Below are 22,371 nucleotides of genomic sequence, written 5' to 3' on the forward strand. Positions count from 1 at the left end.
CTTACCCCCTTGAATCAATACAGGAGAATCAATGAGCGGCCTTGAACAGCTCTATCAACAAATTATTCTCGAGCACTCCAAGCAGCGTACCGGAGAAGGCCTGATTGAGGCCGAAGGTAGGCGCGCTGCAAGCAACCACCAGTACAACCCCACCTGCGGCGACGAAATCAACCTGAGAGTAATCCTCAAAGACCAAGAACAGGTCATCGAGTCAGTTTCCTGGGAAGGTGACGGCTGCTCTATCTCAATGGCTGCTGCCTCCGTCCTCTCGGACATGGCACCCGGTATGACAACTCAGGAATTTCAAGCACTAGTTGATGACTTTCGCGAAATGCTGCGCTCACGCGGCACCGCCGAACCAGATGAAGAAGTACTGGGCGATGCAGCTGCCTTTGCCGGTGTTTCTAAGTTCGTAGCACGTGTGAAATGCGCTATGCTCTCATGGGTCGCTGCCGAAGAGGCTACTAAAGAAGCAGCTGCATAGCACCTAACCAGACTGATAAAAACCCTGCCTGCACCCCGGTCACTGGCAGGGTTTTTGTTGTCTAAAACACGCTCTGACCTGCAGTGTCCCCCAAAAAGCTGGCTCAGCTTACTACCCATTCACCTCCCCTTTACCGTACCGTTGAAGAAGACCAAAATACTTCGCGCTCGCACCGTGAAGACCAACACCTTAGGGGATTAATGAATATCGGTTACGCCGCAGGCGCTTTCGACCTTTTTCACGTAGGGCACCTCAATGTGCTCCGTGAAGCTAAAAAGAATTGTGACTACCTCATCGCAGGCGTAGTCTCAGACGAAATGCTAGAACTCACCAAGGGACGCAAGCCCATAGTCCCCCTGGCAGAGCGTATGGAAATCGTTTCTCACATCGACTTCGTCGATGAAGTACGCGCCGAAACCGTGGTCGATAAGCTAGAAACCTGGGAACAGGTACGTTTCAACACCTTCTTCAAGGGCGATGACTGGAAGGGAACTCCCCGCGGCATTGATCTTGAGAACCGCTTCGCCGAGGTCGGCGTAAACGTCGTTTACTTCCCTTACACCGCTCATACCTCCAGCACCAAGCTGCGCGCCGCTCTAGCTGCGCTTACCCCCGCAGCTGCATAAGCAGAATCTCAATACTCAAGCGTATAAAAGAACCCGGTCAACATTTCAATGTCGACCGGGTTCTTTTATGCCCAGAAAAGGTTTAGTAGTTGTTCTTGATGAACTCTTCAGCGCTTGACCCAAGGGCCGAGAATACGCGGCCAATCTGAGGCTCAGCAGCGGCTGCAATTTTCTTGCCCACCAGAGGGATGGAGCACTTCACTTCGCCGTTTACCGTGGCAGTAGTGCGCTCACCATCTGAAATCAGTTTCTGCTGAGCGGTACCGGTAACGGGCACACCCTTAACCGAAACCTCAGAGTCGACCGTGCGTGAGCCATCTGCTGCCGGTGCCGATACACGGTCAACCTGAGTCATCGTGATACCGCTGCTGACACCGGGAATCTTTTTTGCCATGTCAGGAATACGATCAGCGGGAATGCCGCGGACAGTTGTTGCGGTAAAAGCGCCGGTATGGTCGCCTTCAACAGAGAACAATTCGAGAGTGACCCTTACTTTTTCGCTGGAAAAACGTGCGAAATTTTCGTCAGCGAAAGCGCGTGCTACTTGGTCAATCGGTGCGTTGATAATGGTGGTGCTCTGAACAGCCATGCGATGCCCCTTTCAAAGGCTTTACTGAAGTGTCTTGTTTATTCTACGTGCGTCAGCTCAGTAAACACCGAGCAAAGGCACGGTTTGCTTCTTTTAAAGTAGCGGAGGCGCCCCTCTCTCAGAAGGGGCGCCCCAAACTCAATCATTCACAGGAAAGGTCTTATTTATTCCTAAGCCCGCTCACAATTTGCCGAGCACGCCGGACAAAACTGGGGTGCTGCTGATCCAAGGTCGATAGCTGGTCGCTCAGCTTATCAGCAGCTTCATTATTGCCCGGAACTCTCAAAGTGCCCCGAAGGGACTTTGGGTCAGCTAGACCGGCATCAAGCTTGCGCGCTAGATCTTCAGCGCTGGTGACAACAATAGTTTCTCCGTGCTCTTCCATCACCCGGGAAAACTCCACCTGGTGGTTATCTACTACCTCATCAAGTTCGGTACGGCGGGGAACAGCTAATGGAATAGCACCTACCTCACGGGCGTCCAGGATAGAACCTGGGCCACCCTGAACTAGCACTACTTTTGCTTCACGGTAAAGTTCAAGAAGCTCAGCACGAGACATACGTTCAATAGCTTCAGCGTGCTGGGGTGCGGCTGTGAAACCGTGCTGCACCAAGCAGGTAACATCAGGGTGCTCAGCCAAATAGGTGTCTACCCAGCTCACTAAACGATCGAAGTGGTGGTAATCGGTGCCCAATGACACCACGAGGTCATAACTCTTAACGGTCACGTTAAACTCCAATACTTAGAGAATATGGCCGATATTAACGGCTTCAGGGAATGCCTTCTTCTGCTCATCCCACTGCACCACAAAGAGGTCACTCATGGGGTAACACATACGGCCAGTCATGGTCGGCATCGTGATGCGGTCATACGCCTCGATAAAGACGGTTTTAATTCCCAGCATCTTGGCGATAATGAAGAAAGGAACAGCTACAGCGGCACCAGTGGAGATAACAGCATCGGGGCGTTCTTTGCGAAGAACCCGCCAAGCAACTCCAACATTGCGTACAGCATTAGGAATATTGCGGGTGGTAGGGAAGTGCACCCAGTAGGTGCGTTCACCTTCGAGTGCTGAGCGTACTTCGGGAAGATCGAAGGTAGCCCAAGCACGATCATGGTCTTTCCAAAATTTATCAAGAGCGATGAGCTGGGCAAGATGCCCGCCGGCGCTAGCGGTGAGGAGCACTTTCATGCGCGTTCTTTACTTACTTCTAGAGGTTGGTTGAGGAGGTGTAGTAAACAGGGATGACCTGAGTACCAGCTGAGGGAGTCAGCTCGTTAAAGAGACGGCTGACGCTGCTACGCTGACTCTTATCGGTAAAGGGCAGCAACAGGACACCTGTGCTATCTGCGGCTAACATGACCTGAGCAACTGAAGCTGTTGAATCCGCTTCAACCAGAACCGGTGAGTTTTGCTTAATGTGGGCGTCCATCGCGGAGGGCGCGATGGTATCGAAAGCTGCGGCGTCTACAAAAGAGGTATTGGCTGCCACCACGCCCTGCAAAGTGTGAGCCAGCGAGGTAGCAATACCGGGGGTGGGGGAGTAGACAGTGATGCCGGTCAGGCCTGCCTTGGCAAGATCACCTTCGGGAGCGCCGATACGACGCAGAAGCTGCTGAGCAGATTCACGTTCATCGCCATCAGCCATCAAGGAAACCTGCGAGCCTGAAATTTCAGAAAGACGCTGGGGGTAGCCGAGACCGCGAGCGGTACGGTCAGCTACATAAGCAAAGAAAATACCTAGCAGAAGACCGGTAGCAGCACCGATGAAAATAGTCTGAGCCATGCTGAAGGAAGCAGAATCCTGGGGAGGCTGAGCCTCTGAAATGATGCTGCCACTGTCAGTGGAGGTGGTGACAACGCTCAGCACTGCTTCGTCAACGACCTGCTTGGTCATATCATCCGCGACTGAGTCAACTTTCCCGCGCAACTCGTCAAGACCTGCCTGGAAGGTGCCCTTACGGTGATCGAGGTAAGCCTTGGCGACAGTATTAGCTGCATTGGCTGCATCTTCGGGGGTTTCCGCGGTGACCACAATATCCAAGATGGTGCTGTTGGAATGACCTGCAACATCGAGGGTGTCCTTGAGGTCGGTGACATCCATACCGAGATCATCTGCTGCCGCCTGCAAGACGGTGCGCGATCCGGCGATAGCCTCTTCGGTGTCCATATCAACAGCATTGAGTGCTGACCTCAGTGAGGTGCCGCTGCTGGGCTGAACCACGTTGATAACAGCCTTAGCCTCGTAGCGTTCGGGGAACATGCTACCTGCTAGTGCCCCCAAAGCAGCAAAGATAAGTACAAACAGTAGGACGATGTTTTTTTGACGCATAACGCGGCGGACGGCGGTGCCCAAAGTGACGGGCGGTGTCTGCTGCTCGTTGCGTGAGCGGGTATTTCGCTCCATGGGTGTATGTTCCTTCCCCAGTTTTGGCCTAGCGGCCGAATTTGCGAGTGAGTGAGTTGAAAAGTTTTTCGAGGCCAACCGCTGTTCTGAAGCGGTAGAGCAGTAGAAGATAGGCTGGAATAATGATGGAGGCGTAAATCAGTAGAGCGATAAGGGTCTGACCCCACAGCAGTACGCTGACCACTCCGCCTAATCCTGGTAGTAAGGCCGCAAGAGCAATAATGGGCAGTATCTCTGAGGTCTGAGGCCTGATACCAACTTTGGTGTAAACCTGGAATGTTGCCATTCCGCAGTCCACTAGCACAGCTGCTGCCCAGGCCGTTGCGGCGCCTTTTAGACCCCACATAGGAATGAGTATGAGGTTCAGAGCCACGGCAACGGCTAGAGCTGACAGCTTGTTATAGAGCTGCCACCTACTCTTACCGCTCATGAGGAGCACGCTTTGCACACCTCCAGCAGCCATCTGTAGCAGCATAGCTGAGCAGATAATCCAGAAAAGGGGCGCACCGATGGTGAACTCTTCACCGAAGAAGCGGAGCAGAGTTTCCCCAAAGATAGCCAGGGTAATGAAAAAGGGCCAGCCAACAGCGATGAGAATACGGGTTGCAGAAACGAAGATCTGACGGGCACGAACCATGTCAGCTCGTGCGATGGCAGCAGAGATTTCAGGGCCGGTAACTACACGCGCAGTGTGCTCCACCATAGCCCCAACACGCACGCACCGGTTAACGGCACCGTAGATACCGCTAGCAACCGGGCCCAAAAAGACGCCGATCAGTAAAACATCAATCCATTCAAGGGTAGCTTCGACCATGGCTGAAACGCCTCGGGCAGAGCTGAAAGACCAGAAGCTTTTGGCCGATTCAGGTGCAGCTACTGAAGCCTGATGGATCGAAACCACAGCTAGGTGGCGCGGGACGTAATGCGGCAGGTCAGGCTCAGATGGCATATATTTCTTGACCCAGAGCACAGCCAACAAGAGCACGAGCAGGATAGGAAGTGACCAGGCGAGTGCCAGGTAAACTACCGCCCCTGAAAAGCTAACCGCAAGAAGTACTGCGAGAATGCGCAGGGTGGGTAAAACAGCGCTCTGCAAGAAAGTAAATTCAACGGTCTGACCTAAGCCACGGAGTGCTCCGAAGGCCAGCGTCATCCAGGCTGCAGTCAACAGAAAAGGGGCTGAAGCAAAGATTGCTAGTCGGACATCAGGGTCAAGCTGTGGCGTGATGGCAGGTAGCGCGTAGATGAGCGCAGCTGCAACTACCGCTAAAGCGATAAATGTTGAAGGCCCAACAGCAAAACGGATGAGTCGTGGCAGTGCAGAATAGCGTCCAACGGCCCGTTGCGCGCTCATGGTGCGCACCAGGCCGGTATCGGCACCAAAGACACACAAGGAAGTACCCATAGCGAAGAGCGCCATGACCTGAAAGAAAGCGCCAGCGCCTGAAACACCTGCACCGTTGGACACGATGAGGGTAGCTACAAATGCAGCAGCAGAACCGTATATGACGTAAAGGGTTGAAAAAGCCCCGCTCTTAGCTAAGGAACGAGCCACTAGAGACCCTCCCCGTACGTTCGAGATCGCATCATCAGCGCAGCACACAACATCAAAACAGAGAGCTGAATAACGTCAAAAGAGTAGAAAGTTACTACTGCTAAGGCCGACACAATCACAGAGTGAACCCATAGACCGGTGTGAGAAGCGATATGCCAGGTGTTAATTAATACGGAAATAAAGTAGGTCAAGAAAAGCCCTAGGCCTACAAAACCGAAGCAGAACATGAGAGCCCAAATCTGGCCCTGCGTTCCCATCGAGACACCCACACTGTCAGACATCTGCGACGTCCCGTAACCAACCAGTGGGGAACGCATGGTGTAAGCGAACGTAAGTTCATAGAGCGAAGCTCGACCACCGGTGGAGTTAGAGTACTCCTGACGGCCCAGAATCTCTTCAACTGCACCTGAGACTGTCAGGTAGGTGACCGTTCCTACCAGTAGGAGTGCGCCGATACCTACCGCTCGCCAGTCACCCTTAAAGAGCAGCCTCATCAAAACGTAGGCGCAAGAAGCACCAAGCCCGATGAACATACCTCTGTTGGAGGTCGCTACAGCCGGTACTAAAGAAAGCACGACGGCGATACCCAAAAAAAGCTTGATCTTGTTTGACTTTACGCCTGCCATCACTCCAAAAACCACAGGGGTCAACAAGGCATACGCCAGACCCCAGGAGTTAGCGTAGGTGAAGGGAGCAGAGGGGCGGTTATAGGGGATTTCAACGCCCCACGGCATCTGTACTTCAGCCATTGCTGGAAAAACGTAGTTACGCACCAGCTCATTGCTCAGTAGGCCACCGGGCATGATAAAACTCATGGGGGTGCGCAAACGGAAGTCAGGGAAAATGAGGGCTAAATGACCCAGGACCACCATAGTGAACCAAACGGTCAGTAAACCACCCAGTAGATGATCGTTGGGGATGCGCTCGCGGGCATTGAAATAGTAGAGAGTGAAGATACCAGCGTTGAAGATATTCATGTAGCGCTGAAACCAGCCCAGGAATTCTGAAGCAGTATCAATCGAGACGAGGCAGACCACACCCCAGAACATGAGCGCAAACCAGAGCCACATGGTTGAGTGCACCAGCACATTGCGCCGCATGATCATGCAAATAATCATGACCGTCGACAAGATGGTGGGAGCAAACTGCAGCAGCCCCATCGCCCAGATAACGGGTAAACCGTAAAAAAGAGTGAGAAGGGGCCAGGCAGGTAGCGGTGCATTCACTGAGGGATGCACCGCTGAGAGAAAACGGTTGTTTTTAGCCGTTGGCTTGAGAGAAACCGTCATTCGGTTTAGAGCCCTCGGCCGGTTTTGTTGACCAGGTCAAGAAGCAGCTGGGGCTTGATGAGACCGGTTGCCACAATGAGTGCTGCCCAGGCACGAAGCTGAGTAGGGTCGCGGCGGATGGCTGAGGTGGCGAACTGCTTCGCTAGCTGCTTGTTATCGAGGGCTGCGTGGGCGAAAGCAACCTGACCAGCAATACGAGCAAGACCTTTAGGCTGACGCTCAAATTCGGGGTACTTCTGCAGAATGTAGGTGAGCCCATCAACCATTGACTGCCATCGACCGGCAAAGAATGAAGGGCGATCCCACAGAATGAGGGCTCCTGGCTGCTGGATGGAATGGATATCGCCTAGACGAGTTGCTCGCAGCAGCAGGTCGTAGTCTTCACCATAGGCTGTAGGTAAGTCCTCGTCTACTAGCCCGATAGATCCCTCCGGGAGCAGATCATCACGCTTGAAGAGGGTGGTGCAGGGGTTGATTTCAATGATGCGAGAAAGCAAGAAATCATCAAAAGTTGCTACAGCGGGAGCAAGGCGCTCAATGTCCTTGCCTTCGGAACGAACGACAATACCTGAGGAAATTGCTACAGCTTCGGGGTTCTGCTTCCACAAATCAATTTGAGCCGAGATTCGGGTGGGGTACCAGTAGTCATCGTCGTCGCAGAAACCGACGTACTCACCGGTGGCTTCAACGACACCGGTGTTACGGCCACCAGCCAACCCCTTTGAATGGGTGTTCACCAGGGACTTGAGGGACCTGTTATCAGGAACCGTCATGTCAGAAAGGTCATCAATCTCGACATAGTCAAAGACCACGATAACTTCGATGGGCCCGGCGTAGTCCTGGTCAAACATAGACTGAACAGTCTGGCGGAGCAGCTGGGGGCGTGCACCAGCAGTAGCAATAAGTGCAGAAATTTTAGGGTATGACATGGTGATTATGCTCCTTTAGGAGTGCTGAGTGAAACGAACTTGCGGCGCATTGATAGCAGAACTGTTGCCGCGTTTGAAAGGAAGAGTAGGCCGTAGACCAGGATAAAACCCCAGCCAGTGCCCCAGAAGATGAAGCTCCAGCAGAAAGTACCTGAGTCCATGTGAAGGTTGACAAAGGAACGGAGATTACCACCGGACGCTGGTGCAGCAGTGCCCCTGTTGTTGCGGAGCTGTTCAGCTAGAATCTGGCTCATGAAATGACCGGTAATGATGACACAGAAAGCTAGGGGGAGCCACCACAGACCCCAACCAGCGAGAGGCCAAGAATCCTGGTACTTGATGAAGCCAACCAAGATGGTGAGATGCATAGCAGGAGTGCGCATAGCGTCTACCACGTGATCTAGCCATTCGCCGGCGGGTGAAGATGCTCCAGTAACTCGTGCAACCTGGCCATCGGCTGAATCCAATGCGTAGCCTAGAGCAAAGAGAAGAGCCGCTACAGCACCGAGCCACAAAGAAGGTGGGAATAATATCAGCAGCAGCATGGCCGCCACCGAGGTCAGTGCGCTAATAGCCGTGACGCCGTTAGGGGTGATACCCCATTTTACGGCTGCTGCTGCAAATACGCGGGCTACTCGACGGTTGACCCAGCGGGTGTAGGCGGGGACTCCAATTCCCGGTTTCTGGGCTGAATTGAGATGTGAAAGAGTTTCCCTAAAACCATAGCAGGTGCCTGAGGCGCGTGAAGTCATAGTGGTGCCCTTGAATTCCCTAAAAAGTGCGTGCGTGATGAGTGGAGTTTACGAATATCTCGTGAGCTGGATTACGCTATATCTGCTGGTCAGGCAGATAGTCGCGCGCAGTGAAACTCTTGAGAAGTCCTAAACCTACCCTTAATTTTAAATGAACATGAGAGGTGGGGACAGGTGATTTTCTTAGGACAAGAGCCGTTTTGATTTATACCCTTCCCCACACTTTGTGGGGTGTCACGTGGACACCGTCCAGGAAAAACAGTGATCCGCCCTAAGGGACGGATCACTGCTTCAGGCTCAAGGATTACTGATTCTTGAGGGTTGCTTCCATATCGAAAGTGGCGCTTTCGCCACGGCGGTAGGCGTGAACCTGTGCTGCAATGACGTTCTTGCCCTGGTTGAGCTCGCTTGCCGGAATCGTAATAGTGATGGGGTGCTGCTTAGCGTCGCTGTAAGCAACTCGCGCCAGCGCCATGGATGAGGCAGTAGCGTTAGCGGCTAGATTTTCACGGTGAACTTCTTTACCGTTCACGTAGATCGCCATACCATCATCAGCGTAGGTAGTCAGAACCAGCGACTGCCCTGCAGCAGGATCAATGGTGAGCTCTTTACGCAGGAACATGGCGTTGGGCTGGTTCCACCACCTGAAGCCAAGGTTTGATGCCAGGCTCGGCTCGCCCCAGCCAATGCTGCTGGGGCCGGTGTACCACTGGCGACCTGTGTTGTAGGCGTAGTTAGTATCGCGCCACGTACGGTCATAAATATTGGTGAGGCCAAAGGTTACGTCCCAGCGGTCCCCACTCACAACAAGCTTCTGATCAGCAGGAGCTTCAGGCTCGACAGGTTCCACCGGATCAGCAGGATTAGGGTTCTCATCAACTACAGGAGGAGCAGGGTCATTAGGTACTGGCTCCTCGATGGGAGGGATAACCGGAGTTTCCTCGTTATCTACGGGAGGATCAACGGGTTCTTCTACCGGGGGAGCAGGCTCTTCAACGGGAGGATCGACAGGTTCTTCTACCGGGGGAGCAGGCTCTTCGGCCGGGGCAACAGGTGCAGTAGCTACAGGGGTGGTCTCTGAGTAGTTGCCAACGTTGTCAACGGAGCGAACAAAGTAGCGAGCACCGTCGGTGTGAGCAACCGAGTAGGAGGTGCCACTCTTGACGGTTGCGATGACGCGGTTATCGCGCAGCACCTGGTAGTCGGTGCGACTGCGAGTGTTGCTTGTCCAGGTCAGCTCATCGGTGGTTCCGTCAGTGGTGACCTGTAGGTTACTGGGGGCTGCTGCAGGTTCAACGTCACGGGGGGTGAATCGAACGAAGCCGACTGTGGATTGACCGCCGCTTGAGCCACGGCTACGGGTGATGTCGCCGCCGGCCCAGAGAACGCCGTTGGAATCAACAAACGATTCCCACACGCCGTAGCCTTTATCACCTGAAATTTCGGGTGAAAACTCGGGTAGAACCTCGCCGGTCTGAGCATCAAATGCGCCAACCAGTCGGATGCGGTGAATGTCTGATGCAGTGTCCCAGGGGGTCTGGTAGAGGTCGCCGCCTTCATAAACCCAGTTGCCACAGTGGCAGGCACCGTACATAACATCGGTGTTGGTGTCGAGGTGAAGATCCTGGAAGTCGCCGCCTGACCTCGTGATGGATGAGGACATGCGGGAGAGGTCTGACAGGCTGTACTGGGCAATAAGGTGCTCTGAGCCACCTGCCCATACCTCAGAATGAGCGTGCTGAACATCAAACTGGAAGCCGCCATTAGTGGTCCTGATGGGGTAGGAGGGCTTCCAAACCCAAGGCTTAGAGACAGCGCCTACAGCGGTGCTGAGATAAGCAAGTTTTACAGTGTTGGCATCGTTGACCTTGGTGAAATAGCCAGCAAGTGCAACTCCGTCTTCGCTTGCGGATATACCGTTGACGGTGCCGTTAGTTACAGGCCGCCATGATAGATCAACTGAATGATCGGCGAGCAAGAAACGTGCAACGTTACGGGAGTATACGTAGTTGCTGCCGGTTGCACCCTTGACGTGGGTGAAGGCACCACCGATGTAAACGTAATCTCCCTGAACCTGGATGGTTTTGACAACGGGTACAGCGCCAGAAACACGGTTGACAATATCCCAACCCAGTGAAGTGTCGGTTTCGCCGGTCACGGGGTTAAGAATCACAAAGCCGTTAGCGGGCTGACCATTGACCTCGGTGAACTCGCCACCGACGGCTAGAAGACCATTAGGCAGTGACTCTAGAGCCTTAATTTGCCCATTGAACGTGGGGGTAAAGCTTCGAACCAACTCTGCGGAATCCACATCGTAACCTGCAAGGTAACTCTGTTCAACGGTTTCTCCGCTGGCACTGACAACATTTTTGAAGTCGCCACCGGTGAAGACAGTTTTGCCTACCTGGGCAATAGCCTGCACGCGGGTGTTCAGTTCACCTATGACACCGGTGCCCGACTCCATGGAGGTACGCCAACGCATCGGGGCAGTGAAGCTGTTAGGCAGCTGTCGGTTAGCCTCAGCAGCGAGACCGCTGTCAGGAATCTGTGCGAACCCAGCATCGTTCTGGTTGATTTTGGGGCGGATAAATACCTGGGTGAATCCCATGGGAGCGGTGCCGGTCGGGGTCCAGAGGTACGAGCTGGCATCGGTGTTGCCGCGAACATAGGAGCCGTAAGCAAAGCCGTTCTTCCACCCGTGCACAGCCGCTGAAGTGAAACGCAGAGTGTTGTAGCTCTGGTTCCATGAGGCGATGCCACCGGTGGTTAATCCGTAGGTTCTACTTCCGCCAATTGAAGAAGGGTTCTCGAAACGAACGCCGTCCCAGTTAGTGTTAGCCTGGAGCGTCCAGCTCCAACTTTCGGTGTTGATACGTTTTGCGTAGACATTCTGCCAGTCAGTGCCCTCTGTATTGACTGCACGACGGAAGCGGACGCCGTCCTCAAGCGAGTCAACACGTTCACCGTCAAGCAACTCATCAACGGTGTCTGACGATAGCTGAGCAGGAGTGAAAGCTTCAGGGCCAGTGGGCTTAGTAAAGATATCTTCAGCCTTGCCACGACCTTGGTATTCCTCAGTCCAACCTTCACGGCCGCGACCAAGCATGACCCAGCCGCCACCGTCAGTTTCCTGATCACAGTAGAACTGTGCAGGGGCATCCATCGAGGGAGTGAAGAGCCAGTAGGTGCCTGACTTTGACTCAGGGTCATTCTGCTTAACTTCCCAACAGGAAGCAGCAGCGGTTTCTGAGCTCAGGCCGTTAGGAACATAGGTGTTATTGGCGCTAGCGCCCGGCAGCATAGCTACACCGACACCCAGCGCGGTTGCACCAACGGCCAACTTAGAGATAAATGATGGTTTTTTCATATCTTTTAGCAATCTGCGTTGTTGGGGAAGTCTTGTGAAGCGATCTTCCAAGCCCCATGATCTTCAATGAGAGTAAAAATGTTGAGTGAACGTGGCTGCCCAGTGGGGTTCATCTGCGTACCAGCAACGTTGACAACTTTGACGTCTGAGGAGTCCAGGCATACCTCAAGGAGTTTCGCGGGCTTGCCTTCGTACTCACCATCAGCCAGTTTGGGGTTTCCTACGACCCTAGAAGTTCCCTCTACCTTCCAGCCGCTCATCGCGTACTCGGTGGCAGTAGCAAGATACTGATCTAAAGCTGAACCAGTAGTTATCTTTTCTAATTCATCTACTGTGGCTTCAGAAACATACTTATAGGGGTCAACGTCCTCATCAATCTCAGAATTATCGTTGCCCTCTTCGTCCTGGTTCGTCGGTGGGGCTTGATCTGAGGTAGTGACGCCAACTGCCTCTATTGAGGAGAGTACCTGCTGTACATCTGTGTACAGTTTCTCAGTTGTTTGGACCTCCGCAGCATCTAGCGGAACCTCTTGAGCGTCAGCTATCTCTTCAGATCCTGCGAAGTTCTCTTCAATAGAGGTGCCCTGGCTTTCGCTAGCACTGCCTTCTTGTGATGCAGAGACTGATGCTGTTGGTGAAGCTGAGGAGGTTGTCGAGGTTTCAGCCGGTCCCGATTCGGCTGGCGAGTTCTCTGACCCTGCCCCTGAACATCCTGTGAGGATGAGGGCGCTGAGGGCGCCGACTGTCAAAAAGACTGTACGGCTAGAACTCGTAAAAATGGGCATAGTAAACCCGTGTTTTTTCATGAATCCCTAATATTCTTTTAGTGCGAGGTTACCCATTCTCATCAAGCTGTGCGAAGAGCTGTGGTGTGATGAGGCGGGCTGAAAAAGTGTTTCTCTGAAGATAATACTACAGCTCACCACTAATAAATAGCGAGGGTTTTAAGCGACTGTCACTGTATATGGTGACAGCTGTTTTCGTGTACTAATCTTCTTTTCTGCCGCTCGAAATACTTAAATTTTCATCTTGTAAATCTGCTCCATGGACCCTCTGCTTTGGGGTGGGTCTGTATGGAATAATGAGAGGGCTGTTGTTCCGGGCTTGGAAGGGGATAAAACATGGCTTTATATGGCATAACAGAGGCACTCAAGGACGAGGCGACCTATGCCGCCATCATGGGGGTCACTGCTGCTCATCCAGCTGCAAGGGTGGATGAATTTGTCATCGGGTGCCCGGAGGGTGCGAGACCCTTTTTGCTGCAAGGAATTTCGAATGTCACCAGCATGGGGGACACCGCCCGGCCACCTGTTGTTTTAGTGATAACTGCCACTGATCGCGAGGCGGAGGATACGGTATTAGCCTTGTCCTCTTTAATGCCGGCAGGAGAGGCAGTGCTCTTCCCTGCCTGGGAAACCCTTCCTCACGAACGGTTGTCGCCCCGCAGTGACACTGTGGGGCAGCGTCTTGCGGTTCTTCGATCTTTGGCTGGCCCCGGGGTAACCTTTCCCCGTGTTGTAGTTGCACCAGTTCGTTCACTTTTGCAGCCTCTCGTGGCAGGTTTGGAAAAGATGGAGCCTGTTGAAATCAAAAAAGGCCAAGAGGTCGATTTTAATTTAACTGTGAAACAGTTAACACAAGCTGCCTACTCGCGAGTAGACCTTGTTTCTAAGAGGGGCGAGTTTGCAGTGCGAGGTGGGATCTTAGATATTTTCTCACCAGTTTCAGACCACCCTGTGCGCATCGATTTCTTTGGCGATGAGGTCGAGGACATCAGATATTTCTCTGTAGCTGACCAGCGCACTATCAACAGCGAGACCCACCCTGGCGTCTTACTTGCGCCACCCTGTAGAGAACTACTCATCACCCCCTCAATCATGAGTAAAGCCGCCCGGCTTAAAAGTAGCTACCCCGGCGCTGCTGGCATGCTCGAAAAAATTGCCGGCGGTATTTACGTTGAGGGAATGGAATCCTTGATTCCTCTGCTGGTTGATGACATGGTTACGCTGCTAGACCACCTGCCTGAAGGTTCTTTGCCTATCATCATCGAGCCCGAACGAGTTCGCTCTCGCGCGGCGGATTTAGTAGCCACCAACGAAGAATTTCTCCACGCTGCCTGGGACTCAGTCACAGATACATCTGATGCCCCCATTGACCTGGGGCAAAACGGTATTTCGGATTTGGGGTCAGGTAGTTTCAAAACGGTTGCCGCAATGCGAGAACTCGCTCTGGCTAAAAATATGGGCTGGTGGTCCATGACCTCACTCGGCGTTGATAGCGCCATCGATGACGGCATTGACTCAGTGCAGTTCTCAGCCCGAGTGCCCCATACCTATGCTGGCAACGTTACTGAACTGCTAGAAGAAGTCGGTAAAAAAGTAAAAAATGGCTGGCGTATCGCTGTAGTCACCCATGGGCCCGGCCCCCTGGCGCGCCTACTTGACCTATTCCAAGAAGCAGAGATCCCGGCGTCCAGAGTAGAGAGCCTTGAGAGAGCACCTGAGCCCGGCATCATTGAGATGACCACAGCTAATGCAGGTCACGGTTTCATGATGGATGACGCCAAGTTGGGGCTGCTCACGGAGGCCGATATTTTAGGTCGCACATCTCCCTACACCACCCGCGACCTGCGCAGCGGTAAGATGCCGGTGAGGCGTCGCAAAAATGCGGTGGACCCCATGAGCCTAGCGGCTGGTGACTATGTGGTGCACGAGCAGCACGGTATCGGTCAGTTTGTGGAACTGGTACAAAGACCCATCGCCGGAGCCGCCGTGACCCCAGGGCAGCCTAAGCCCATGAAGGAATATCTGGTTCTTGAATACGCCCCCAGTAAACGAGGCGGCCCCAAAGACCGGTTATTTGTACCCAGTGACCAGCTAGACCAAGTCTCTAACTATGTCGGTGGGGACGCCCCCGTCCTTTCAAAGATGGGAGGAAGTGACTGGGCTAAAACCAAGAGCAGGGCACGTAAAGCTGTCAAGGAAATCGCGGCCGATCTGATTAAGCTCTACTCGGCCCGCCAGGCCTCACGCGGACACGCTTTTGCGGCTGATACGCCCTGGCAGTCTGAACTTGAAGAAGCTTTCCCCTATAACGAGACTCCCGACCAGTTAGTCGCTATTAACGAGGTCAAAGCAGACATGGAGAAGGAAGTCCCCATGGACCGCCTGATCTCGGGCGATGTGGGGTACGGAAAGACTGAAATTGCGGTCCGAGCCGCTTTTAAAGCTGTGCAGGACGGTAAGCAGGTGGCGGTTCTTGTTCCTACCACCCTGCTGGCGCAGCAGCATTTTGAGACCTTCACTGAACGATTCTCCGGGTTCCCGGTCAGTATTCGTGTGTTATCCCGCTTCCAGAAGGCTAAAGAATCTGCCGAAACGTTAGAGGGTATTAAGAACGGTTCAGTGGACGTTGTGGTGGGCACCCACCGTATTCTCTCTGAGTCCACCGAATGGAAAGACCTGGGCCTGGTCATCATCGATGAGGAGCAGCGTTTCGGTGTTGAGCACAAAGAAAAGCTGAAGACCATGCGCACCAACGTTGATGTTCTGGCGATGAGTGCTACCCCCATTCCGCGTACTCTGGAGATGTCCCTGACCGGTATTCGTGAGACCTCTACGCTGGCAACTCCACCCGAGGAGCGCCACCCCGTACTGACTTTTGTTGGTCCCCGCACTGATCAGCAGGTTACCGCGGCTATACGCCGTGAACTCATGCGTGAAGGCCAGGTATTTTTCGTTCACAACCGGGTATCTTCTATCGAAGAGACCGCCAACCAGTTGCAGAAACTGGTGCCTGAGGCTCGCATTGCGGTGGCGCACGGGCGAATGAGCGAATCTCGGCTGGAAAAAATTATCGTGGATTTCTGGGAACGTAAGTTCGACGTGCTGGTATCAACCACCATTGTGGAGACCGGCCTCGATATCTCTAACGCCAATACCCTGATCGTTGATAACGCTCAGAATTATGGTCTTTCGCAGCTTCACCAGTTGCGTGGACGCGTGGGGCGCGGGCGAGAACGCGCTTACGCCTACTTTCTCTACCCACCTGAAAAGATGCTGTCCGAGGTTGCTCACGAGAGACTGAAAGCGGTTGCAACCCACAACGAGCTGGGTGCAGGCATGCGTCTGGCGATGAAGGACCTAGAAATCCGTGGTGCCGGCAACCTCCTGGGAGGCGAGCAGTCCGGGCATATCGCTGGGGTAGGGTTTGATCTCTATCTGCGCCTGGTGGGGGAGGCCGTTGCTAACTTCCAGCACGGTGAGAAGGAAGAGGCACCAGCGGAAATCAAGGTTGACCTACCGGTCAATGCTCATATGCCGCATGACTATGTCTCATCAGAGCGGCTGCGCCTTTCTGCCTACCGCCAAATCGCCCAAGCACTGACCGCCCAGGAACTGAACGAAGCACGCGAAGAACTGGTAGACCGCTACGGTGCTCTGCCTGAACCTGTAGAGAACCTCTTCACCATTGCTGCCCTGCGCCAGCGCGCGCGTGCAGTGGGTTTGAGGGAAATTGTTGCTATGGGCCCAAAGGTTCGCTTCTTCCCAGTTAACAATCTGCCCGAATCTAAACAGATGCGGCTAGAGAGAATGTACCCCGGTTCTCTCTACCGCCAGGTGCCCGGCACCGAAAACTGGCAGATACTGGTCCCCCGCCCTAAGACCGCTAGGGTGGGTGGGAAAGATTTGGTAGACGCCGCTATGGTTGAGTGGACGGAGCAGTTCCTCCACGCCATTTTCGAAACTAGCTAGGGGCCGATACGCAAAATGGGACTCCCCAACCGGGGAGTCCCATTTTTATCGTAGCGTGGTGACTACTTCATGTAGAGATCGGTGCCACCTGAATACACCGCTTCATTGGTCTTTGACGGTAGAACCCAGAGTGGGATGATGAAAGCAAGAGCGTAGAGCACAATTGCGATGGTCCACCAGATCCATCCACCCTCGGGGTAGGTGCCCAGAGCGTAGAAGCAACCGAGCAGGACCGCGAAGCACAGCACGAAGAGTGCGATGTTTGAGCCCATCTCCTTAGTACCAGAGTACTGGGGCGCACCTGAGCGGGGAGGGTTACCTGATTCCAGGCCGAGTGACTCGACGTTTGAGCGCTTCTCAGCCTCAGAGCGATCGTTATCAGACATAAGATAGTCCTTTGGGTGTGTGTACAGCTTAATGTTTAGTATAGGTGCTCAGGCGCAGCTTCGCACAGTGTGTCACTAAAATGAACGCCAACTTGAGTAAGCGGCGCGTGCTTTAGTAACCGCTTTCGCTTGCCTCGCCCGCACCAATAATAGCGATTCCCTTTGAAGCGCCGATACGGGTCGCTCCGGCAGCAATCATTGCCAAAGCCTCTTCACGGGTGCGGACGCCGCCTGACGCCTTGACGCCCAGGTCGGGGCCAACGGTCGCACGCATCAGTGCAATATCTTCAACGGTCGCCCCGGCTGAAGAGTAGCCGGTAGAAGTTTTCACAAAATCGGCTCCGGCCTCAACGGATGCTTCGCAAGCTAAAACTTTCTGATCATCTGTCAGTTCGCTGGTCTCAATAATGACCTTGAGGGTAGCACCCCCGGCATGGACGGCGTCCGCTACAGCCTTGATATCTGCCACCAGGGCATCGCGGCGTTGAGCGCGAGCATCTGCAATATTAATGACCATATCAACTTCGCGGGCACCTGCCTCTACAGCGGTCTTAGCCTCGAATGCCTTCACCTCGGTAGCAGAAGCGCCAAAGGGGAAACCAACAACCACGCAGGGCACTGACCGGGAGCCTGCTAGCTCCTCGGCAAGAACCGGGGCCCACACGGGGTTAGCGCAGACACTAGCAAAGCCATACTCACGGGCTTCGCTGCACAGACGGCGTACATCTTCTTCAGAGGCGTTGGGAGCAAGGATAGTGTGATCAATCATTGCTGCGAGCTGGTCGCGGGTTAGTTCAGAGGTCATTTTTTCTCCTGATAATGGTGGGGCAAAACTGTATCTACCCAAAGTAAAAAGAGGTGGTGAGGGGCTAAATTCCCAGGGCTGCTGCCATATCTGCTTTGATGACATCGAGTTTGGTGACTGCGGCAGCGCGAGCATCAGCCACCGAACCGGTCACCGGGACCACAGCTTCAAGGTAGCACTTGAGTTTAGGCTCGGTACCAGAGGGACGCACAATTACGCGGGAGTCGTCTTCAGTGTAGTAGCGCATACCATCGGTGGGCGGCAGAGTTTCGGTTCCCTCGGTAAGGTCTTCAACGGAGGTTACCGCTGCACCGGCTAGCTGTGCCGGAGCATTCTCGCGCAGGCGCTTCATCATGGCAGGGATCAGAGCCAGGTCATCAACACGAACCGAGAGCTGGTCGGTAGCGTAGACGCCGTGCTGGGCTGAGAGATCATCAAGCAAACCGGGCAGGCTGCTGCCAGCGTCTTTGAGCTCTTGAGCGTAGGCCGCCATAACCAGGGCAGCTGAGATACCGTCCTTATCGCGCACCTGAGCATGGTCCACACAGTAACCCAGCGCTTCCTCATAGCCAAAGCTCAAGTTTTCTACACGTGCAATCCACTTGAAACCGGTCAGAGTTTCCACATGGTTGACACCGGCGGAACGAGCCAATGCACCCACCTGGCGTGAGGAGACAATGGAGTTAGCGAAAGTTGCCTCAGCAGGGTTCTCAAGGGTGGAGAGCATGCGGTTGGCTAGAATCGAACCAGTCTCATCGCCTCGCAGCATACGCCAGGTGCCGCCGTCCTTAACCGCGAAGGCCGCACGGTCAGCATCGGGGTCATTCGCAATAATCAAATCGGCATCTAGCTTCTGAGCCAGAGCAAAAGCCAGGTCTAGAGCGCCGGGCTCTTCCGGGTTGGGAAAGGCAACCGTGGGGAAGGCAGGATCGGGATCTGCCTGCTCTGGTACCAGACTAACATCGGTGAAACCAGCCTCGCGCAGTACATTTTCAGCAGTCTTGCCACCCACACCGTGCATAGGAGTTAGCACGATCTTGAGGTCACGGTTCTGTTGGGGAGCCAGCGCTAATACGGTAGCGATGTAGTTATCGGCCACAGTATCGGGCAGGACACTCCAGCCCTCGTCAGCTAGAACTGGCTGGCTAACAGCGGCAATAGCCGCCGCGATGTCACCATCGTAGGGAGGGACAATCTGAGCGCCGCGAGCGCTCTCCTCTACTGCCTGACCGCCCAGATAGACCTTGTAGCCGTTGTCGTTGGGAGGGTTGTGAGATGCTGTGACCATCACACCAATTTCAGCTCCGTATTCACGGGTAGCCCAGGCCGTCACAGGGGTGGGTAGGGGAGAGGGCATGAGCTTGACCTCGATACCTGCTGCAGTGAAAATTGCTGCGGTATCGAGAGCGAAAACATCAGAATTCTTGCGTGCATCGAAACCAACGACCGCTGAAATCTTTTCCCAGCCCTCGGCCTCAGCTCTGGCTGTGGCGTAATCAGCTAAACCCTGAGCGGCGCGCTGCACCACCACGCGGTTCATCCGCATAGGACCAGCACCCAACTCAGCGCGCAAACCGGCGGTGCCGAACTGCAAAGTGCCAGAAAAACGATCAGCTAAATCTGCTGCCGCGGCTTCATCACCAGCCTCAGCCTGGGCCAGAATACCTTCAAGCTGGGCACGAGTCTCAGCGTCCGGGTCGGCAGCGATCCAGGCATTGGCCTGCTCGACGAGCTGAGGTGTAAGGGTAGACATCAATAAATCCTTAGATTTAGCAGCCACATTCGCAGTGGCCTGTGGTTAGAGGGAAGCGATAATATCTGCCAGAAGGCGGGAAATACGGGGCCCGGCGGCTTCGCCCGCTTCGATGACCTCGGCATGGCTGAGTGGAGTCTCCTGAATACCAGCAGCCAGGTTAGTGACCAGCGAAATACCAAAGATTTCGAGCCCGGCAGCACGAGCGGCAATGGCTTCCAAAGCAGTAGACATACCGACCAAGTCTGCGCCCAGCACTCCAGCCATCTTCACCTCAGCAGGAGTCTCGTAGTGAGGCCCGGGGAACTGCATATAGACACCTTCCTGCAAAGAAGCGTCAATACCGCGGGCGATTTCACGGATACGGGGGGAATAAAGATCAGTCAGGTCAACAAAGTGTGCACCGGTCAGCGGGGACGCCGCCGTGAAATTAAGATGATCAGAAATAAGCACAGGCTCACCGGCAGAATAAGCAGGGTTCAAGCCGCCGCACCCATTGGTCAAAATCATGGTCTTGGCACCGGTAGCAGCCACAGTGCGCACCCCGTGCACTACCGCGTCCACGCCGCGCCCCTCATAATAATGGGTGCGTGAGCCAATCACAAGGGCACGCTGACCCTCAGGGGTAAGGATTGAGGTAAGAGTGCCGGGGTGGCCCACTACGGCAGCCTTATGGAAACCAGGCACCTCAGAAGCATCAAGGGTATGGGTCACTTCACCGATGAGAGTGGCGGCCTCACCCCAGCCTGAACCAAGAGTTAGGCCAAGGTCATGCTTCTCAACGCCGGTCTTTTCAGCAATAAATTCAGCGGCCTCACGAGCCCGCACCAGCGCGGGATGATTGGGGTCAGCGGTCGATACAGCGGGGATATTTGATTCATTCAACACGCCTTCTAGCCTACCAATAATGACGGGGCGAGCCTAGGCGGAGTCTAGGGTGGAGTGAGCGTTGGGGTAGGGTGGGCGCACTCCTTTAACCTGGCCCCTTAGGAATACGGGACGGGGATGCTTGCCGCCGGCTGACCCTCTCGCCGGTTCGCTAGCGCTCACGAGCGATTCATGCCAGCCCCAAGCCAGCCGGTGGCAAGCATCCCCGTCCCTTTTCCCCTCTGGGTCGGTCGGCGAGAGTGCGCCCGCCCAGCAATCTGTCCGTCGAATTATCCGCCTGCAAGTTGAGCCTGACTGCGATGTGGGACACAATAGATACGTGACTCTAAAAACAGATTATTCTTCTCACCAACTCGTTATCCTCGGCGGCGGCCCCGGTGGCTACGAAGCCGCTCTGGTGGCAGCCAGCCACGGTGCCGACGTTACCGTCATTGAAGACAAGGGTATGGGCGGATCAGCCGTGCTGACCGATGTCGTCCCCTCCAAAACTCTTATCACCAGTGCGGACGCCCGCAACCGTTTTGGTAAAGCGCAGGAGCTTGCTATTTCAGTGGGTGAGGACGATAACCCGCCTCAGATTTCGGTGGACCTTGCCAAGGTTAACCAGCGCCTCATTGACCTAGCTCTACAGCAGTCCCACGATATCAAGCGCACCCTGGAACGTAGCGGGGTCAAGGTGATCTCGGGCCGTGGCACGCTGGTTGACCGTAATACCGTACAGGTAACTGACGCTGACGGTCTGACCTATGAGCTCAAAGCCGAGTTCATTTTGCTAGCGGTCGGCACCCACCCGCGTGAGCTGCCCACCGCCCAGCCTGATGGGCAACGTATTCTCAACTGGACCCAGCTGTATGACCTTAAAGAGCTACCCTCAGATTTGATCGTGGTTGGTTCGGGCGTCACCGGTGCTGAATTCGCGTCAGCCTATGACGGGCTGGGCTCCAACGTCACCCTTATCTCTTCGCGCGACCAGGTGCTTCCCGGTGAGGACGGGGACGCCGCAACCGTTCTAGAGAACGTCTTTGAACGCAAAGGAGTGCGAGTTATGCCGCGCTCGCGTGCAGAGGGCGCGGAATACAACGAAGCTGGTGATGGCGTCATTGTTACGCTCTCTGACGGTCGCAAGGTCGCAGGTTCGCATGTGTTGATTGCCGTTGGCTCTATTCCCAACACAGAGAACCTGGGGCTGGAGGCAACCGGTGTTGAGGTTTCAGAAACCGGCCATATCAACGTGGACCGCGTTTCACGCACCAACATTTCAAATATCTACGCGGCAGGGGACTGCACCGGTGTTTACCCACTGGCGTCGGTTGCAGCTATGCAGGGGCGCGTGGCGGTCTCACACATGTTGGGCGACACGGTTAAACCTTTGCGCACCCACCAGGTTGCAGCCAATATCTTTACTGCGCCTGAAATCGCGACTGTAGGCGTCAGCCAAAGCGAGATCGAAGCGGGTAAGTATCAGGCCGATATGGTCATGCTTCCCCTAGCAACCAACGCACGCGCTAAGATGCTGGCCGTTGAAGATGGCTTTATCAAAATCTTTGCTCGTAAACATTCGGGTACCGTCATCGGTGGCGTAGTGGTGGGGCCTCGTGCCTCTGAGCTCATTTTCCCGCTTTCACTGGCCGTGGATAAGAAACTGCACGTTGACGATATTGCCGAGACTTTTGCAGTCTACCCCTCACTGAGTGGCTCAATTTCTGAGGCCGCCCGTCAGTTGCACATCATGCAGTAGGGTTTCAGCTTCAACAAAAAGTCCACCGAGAAACCTCGGTGGACTTTT

The 22,371-nt window shown here is 54.4% G+C and carries 18 protein-coding genes; 4 read left to right on the forward strand and 14 right to left on the reverse strand.

The window, feature by feature from the left end; genetic code table 11:
- Positions 1 to 31 precede the first annotated feature (31 nt).
- Both sufU and L6990_RS09755 read left to right on the forward strand, forming a co-directional pair.
- Positions 32 to 484 carry a Fe-S cluster assembly sulfur transfer protein SufU gene (gene sufU, locus L6990_RS09750; protein ID WP_237203931.1) on the forward strand — a complete coding sequence of 151 codons (453 nt, stop codon included), beginning with the start codon at positions 32 to 34 and terminating at the stop codon, positions 482 to 484.
- Positions 485 to 684: 200 nt separating this feature from the next.
- Positions 685 to 1,110, forward strand: coding sequence for an adenylyltransferase/cytidyltransferase family protein (locus tag L6990_RS09755; protein ID WP_237203932.1), 426 nt, complete (start codon positions 685 to 687; stop codon positions 1,108 to 1,110).
- 82 nt (positions 1,111 to 1,192) lie between these two features.
- Here the strand turns inward: L6990_RS09755 and L6990_RS09760 are convergent, their stop codons facing one another.
- The 10 genes from L6990_RS09760 to L6990_RS09805 form a co-directional block, all read right to left on the reverse strand.
- Positions 1,193 to 1,699, reverse strand: a complete 507-nt coding sequence (locus L6990_RS09760; RefSeq protein WP_237203933.1) for a DUF2505 domain-containing protein — start codon at positions 1,697 to 1,699, stop codon at positions 1,193 to 1,195.
- A gap of 160 nt (positions 1,700 to 1,859) precedes the next feature.
- On the reverse strand, positions 1,860 to 2,426 hold the full coding sequence (locus L6990_RS09765; RefSeq protein ID WP_237203934.1) for a glycosyltransferase: 567 nt from the start codon (positions 2,424 to 2,426) through the stop codon (positions 1,860 to 1,862).
- Between the two features lie 15 nt (positions 2,427 to 2,441).
- On the reverse strand, positions 2,442 to 2,891 hold the full coding sequence (gene pssD / locus L6990_RS09770) for a PssD/Cps14F family polysaccharide biosynthesis glycosyltransferase (protein WP_237203935.1): 450 nt from the start codon (positions 2,889 to 2,891) through the stop codon (positions 2,442 to 2,444).
- Positions 2,892 to 2,910: 19 nt separating this feature from the next.
- On the reverse strand, positions 2,911 to 4,107 hold the full coding sequence (locus L6990_RS09775) for a YveK family protein (protein WP_237203936.1): 1,197 nt from the start codon (positions 4,105 to 4,107) through the stop codon (positions 2,911 to 2,913).
- A 28-nt stretch (positions 4,108 to 4,135) separates the two neighbouring features.
- A complete protein-coding gene (locus L6990_RS09780; protein ID WP_237203937.1) occupies positions 4,136 to 5,662 on the reverse strand; it encodes a polysaccharide biosynthesis C-terminal domain-containing protein in 1,527 nt (508 codons plus the stop codon).
- Positions 5,662 to 6,951 (reverse strand): O-antigen ligase family protein, encoded by a 1,290-nt coding sequence (locus tag L6990_RS09785; protein ID WP_237203938.1) that lies wholly within the window; start codon positions 6,949 to 6,951, stop codon positions 5,662 to 5,664. Before L6990_RS09785 ends, L6990_RS09780 begins: the two co-directional genes overlap by 1 nt.
- A 5-nt stretch (positions 6,952 to 6,956) precedes the next feature.
- Positions 6,957 to 7,880 (reverse strand): glycosyltransferase family 2 protein, encoded by a 924-nt coding sequence (locus L6990_RS09790; protein ID WP_237203939.1) that lies wholly within the window; start codon positions 7,878 to 7,880, stop codon positions 6,957 to 6,959.
- A gap of 5 nt (positions 7,881 to 7,885) precedes the next feature.
- Positions 7,886 to 8,632, reverse strand: a complete 747-nt coding sequence (locus L6990_RS09795) for a CDP-alcohol phosphatidyltransferase family protein (RefSeq protein WP_237203940.1) — start codon at positions 8,630 to 8,632, stop codon at positions 7,886 to 7,888.
- Between the two features lie 304 nt (positions 8,633 to 8,936).
- Positions 8,937 to 11,999 (reverse strand): fibrinogen-like YCDxxxxGGGW domain-containing protein, encoded by a 3,063-nt coding sequence (locus L6990_RS09800; protein WP_237203941.1) that lies wholly within the window; start codon positions 11,997 to 11,999, stop codon positions 8,937 to 8,939.
- A 5-nt stretch (positions 12,000 to 12,004) separates the two neighbouring features.
- On the reverse strand, positions 12,005 to 12,784 hold the full coding sequence (locus L6990_RS09805) for a hypothetical protein (RefSeq protein ID WP_237203942.1): 780 nt from the start codon (positions 12,782 to 12,784) through the stop codon (positions 12,005 to 12,007).
- A 336-nt stretch (positions 12,785 to 13,120) separates the two neighbouring features.
- Here L6990_RS09805 and mfd point away from each other — a divergent pair, with 336 nt between their 5' ends.
- Entirely contained in the window at positions 13,121 to 16,753 is a 3,633-nt protein-coding gene (gene mfd / locus L6990_RS09810; RefSeq protein ID WP_237203943.1) for a transcription-repair coupling factor, read from the forward strand.
- A 62-nt stretch (positions 16,754 to 16,815) separates the two neighbouring features.
- Here the strand turns inward: mfd and L6990_RS09815 are convergent, their stop codons facing one another.
- The 4 genes from L6990_RS09815 to L6990_RS09830 form a co-directional block, all read right to left on the reverse strand.
- Complete coding sequence (locus tag L6990_RS09815) at positions 16,816 to 17,139, reverse strand: hypothetical protein (protein ID WP_237203944.1); 324 nt, start codon at positions 17,137 to 17,139, stop codon at positions 16,816 to 16,818.
- Positions 17,140 to 17,251: 112 nt separating this feature from the next.
- Complete coding sequence (gene deoC, locus L6990_RS09820) at positions 17,252 to 17,944, reverse strand: deoxyribose-phosphate aldolase (RefSeq protein WP_237203945.1); 693 nt, start codon at positions 17,942 to 17,944, stop codon at positions 17,252 to 17,254.
- A 64-nt stretch (positions 17,945 to 18,008) separates the two neighbouring features.
- Entirely contained in the window at positions 18,009 to 19,697 is a 1,689-nt protein-coding gene (locus L6990_RS09825) for a phospho-sugar mutase (protein WP_237203946.1), read from the reverse strand.
- 45 nt (positions 19,698 to 19,742) lie between these two features.
- Entirely contained in the window at positions 19,743 to 20,567 is an 825-nt protein-coding gene (locus L6990_RS09830) for a purine-nucleoside phosphorylase (RefSeq protein WP_440480501.1), read from the reverse strand.
- 337 nt (positions 20,568 to 20,904) lie between these two features.
- Between L6990_RS09830 and L6990_RS09835 the strand changes: the two genes are divergently transcribed.
- Entirely contained in the window at positions 20,905 to 22,323 is a 1,419-nt protein-coding gene (locus L6990_RS09835) for an NAD(P)H-quinone dehydrogenase (RefSeq protein WP_237203947.1), read from the forward strand.
- Positions 22,324 to 22,371 lie beyond the last annotated feature (48 nt).

Source organism: Rothia endophytica (genome assembly GCF_928381505.1).
GTDB classification, from domain to species: domain Bacteria; phylum Actinomycetota; class Actinomycetes; order Actinomycetales; family Micrococcaceae; genus Rothia; species Rothia endophytica_A.